General features: G+C 34.6%; 1 protein-coding gene. It reads left to right on the top strand.

From position 1 onward, the window contains the following. Positions 1 to 88: 88 nt before the first annotated feature. The gene (locus A4S05_RS38065; protein WP_141699945.1) at positions 89 to 2830 is read left to right on the top strand and encodes a right-handed parallel beta-helix repeat-containing protein; all 2742 of its coding nucleotides are present in this window, start codon (positions 89 to 91) and stop codon (positions 2828 to 2830) included. Positions 2831 to 2847: the final 17 nt, after the last annotated feature.

Here is a 2847-nt window from a genome sequence, read left to right as displayed (position 1 = left end):
GACTTTTAAAACATCCTCTCAGGGAGAATCAGGATGCTACCAAAGTATAAGCGAAGCAATTCATGATGCTTCCCCCGATGCAACTATTTTGGTTCGTCGTGGTATTTATCAAGAAAGTATTATTATTGACAAGCCTTTAACTATCATTGGTGATGGACTGCGAAGAGATATTGTTATCACAGGGACTGACAAAAACTGTATAACAATGCAAACGCATCTATCTGAAATAAAAAATTTAACTATAAGGCATCCATTCAGCTATGGTAATGCTGTATATATCCCTCAAGGGGAATTGATGCTAGAAGATTGTGAAATAGCGTCAGAGTGGGTAGGTGTTTTTATTCAAGGTCAAAAAACTAACCCTACAATTCGGCAATGCAAAATTAATGGTGGGTTATGTTTTGGAAACGAAACTCAAGGCATTGTTGAAGGTTGTGATATTACTACTAATAATCATCCAGGAGTAACTATTAGGCAAGATGCCAATCCAAAAATTAGTGGATGTAAAATACATGGCTGTATAAAAAATGGTATTTGGTTAACAGACAAAGCTTTAGGTCTTATTGAGGATTGTGATATTTTTGCCAATGCTCATTCGTGTATATACATTGAAAATAGGGCTAATCCGATAGTACGGCGATGCAAAATTCATGATGGACAAAGTTACGGGGTTTGGGTGACAGAGAACGCTTTCGGTGTAATAGAAGAATGTGATATTTTTGCTAATAGTGAATCTGGAATATATATTGATTATGTAGGTAATCCTACGATTCGTAAATGCCAAATACATGATGGGCATACTGGAATTTGGGTAAATAATAAAGGTCAAGGCACAATAGAAGAATGTGATATTTTTGCGAATACTCCAATAGCTATAGGCATTACTAATGGAGGTAATCCTACGATTCGTAAATGCCAAATACATGATGGGCATACTGGAATTTGGGTTAAAGATAATGGGCAAGGCACAATAGAAGACTGTGATATTTTTGCGAATACTAAAGTAGGTATATTTATTAATGATGGAGGTAATCCTACGATTCGTAAATGCCAAATACATGATGGGCAAACTAATGGAATTTGTGTAAAGAAAAAAGGTCAAGGCACAATAGAAGACTGTGATATTTTTGCGAATGCTAATCCAGGTATATACATTGACAATGGAGGTAATCCAACGATTCGTAAATGCAAAATACATGATGGGCAAGGTAATGGAATTCGGGTCACAGATAATGGTCAAGGCACAATAGAAGACTGTGATATTTTTGCGGATACTTATCCAGGTATATCCATTGATGACGGAGGTAATCCTACGATTCGTAAATGCCAAATACATGATGGGAAAAATAATGGAATTTGGGTTACAAATAATGGGCAAGGCACAATAGAAGACTGTGATATTTTTACGAATGCTTATCCAGGTATATTTATTGATAATGGAGGTAATCCTACGATTCGTAAATGCAAAATACATAATGGACAAAGTTATGGAATTTGTGTAAGAGACGATGGCAAAGGTATAATAGAAGGCTGTGATATTTTTGCGAATACTGAAGCAGGTATATACATTGATAATGGAAGTCATCCAATTATTCGTAAATGCAAAATACATGATGGGCAAACTAATGGAATTCGGGTTACAAATAATGGGCAAGGCACAATAGAAGACTGTAATATTTTTGCGAATGCTTATCCAGGTATATACATTGATCATGGAGGTAATCCTATGATTCGTAAATGCCAAATACATGATGGTAAAACTAATGGAATTCGGGTTACAGATAATGGGCAAGGCACAATAGAAGACTGTGATATTTTTGCGAATGCTTATCCAGGTATAGCCATTGAGAATGGAAGTCATCCAATTATTCGTAAATGCCAAATACATGATGGGCAAGGTAGTGGAATTCGGGTAAATAATAAAGGTCAAGGTACAATAGAAGACTGTAATATTTTTGCTAATGCTTATCAAGGTATACACATTGATAATGGAAGTAATCCTACGATTCGTAAATGCCAAATACATGATGAGCAAGGTGATGGAATTCGGGTTACAGATAATGGGCAAGGCACAATAGAAAACTGTAATATTTTTGCTAATGCAAGTATAGGAATATATCTTAATGAGAAAAGTAATCTCAAAGTTTATAACTGTAATGTTTTTGATAATAAGCGACAAGATTGGTACATAGCTGATGATTGTATTGTGAGTGGATATATAAAAAATAAAGAAAATAAAAATTCCCAAAATGACACCATATCTGATAATGATTTATCTGGGAAAAGTAATAAGGAGTCAAAACAGCAAACTAGTAATAGAACTGTCAAATCTCACAACAGCCGCCTAGAATTATTACGAGATCAATTAGAAAGTATGATTGGTTTAGATTCAGTAAAAGAAGCAGTCTTAGAAATTGTTGATACGGAAATTGCCAATCAACGTTTGAAAAAAGAAGGACATGAAGTTGAAGAATCGGAAACTAGACACATGCTTTTTTCTGGCAATCCCGGAACAGGAAAAACCACTATTGCTCGCTTAATAGGAGAAATATTTAAAGAACTAGAAATTTTACAAAAAGGAGAATTTATAGAAGTTCAACGTGATTCTTTAGTTGCTATATATATGGGACAGACAGCAGCAAAAACGACTGAATTAGTTGAATCTGCTTTGGATAGTGTTTTATTTATTGATGAAGCTTATTCTTTAGCAAATGGTATACATGATGAGTTTGGAAGAGAAGCAATAAATACTCTCATTGCCTTAATGGAAAATTATCGGCATCGTCTAGTTGTGATTTTTGCTGGATATTCCAATGAGATGAAAAGGTAAGGATTCAGGTCTAATAT

The sequence above is a fragment of the Nostoc sp. KVJ20 genome (genome assembly GCF_001712795.1).
GTDB lineage: Bacteria > Cyanobacteriota > Cyanobacteriia > Cyanobacteriales > Nostocaceae > Nostoc.
This window is presented reverse-complemented; position numbering and strand designations above follow the sequence as displayed.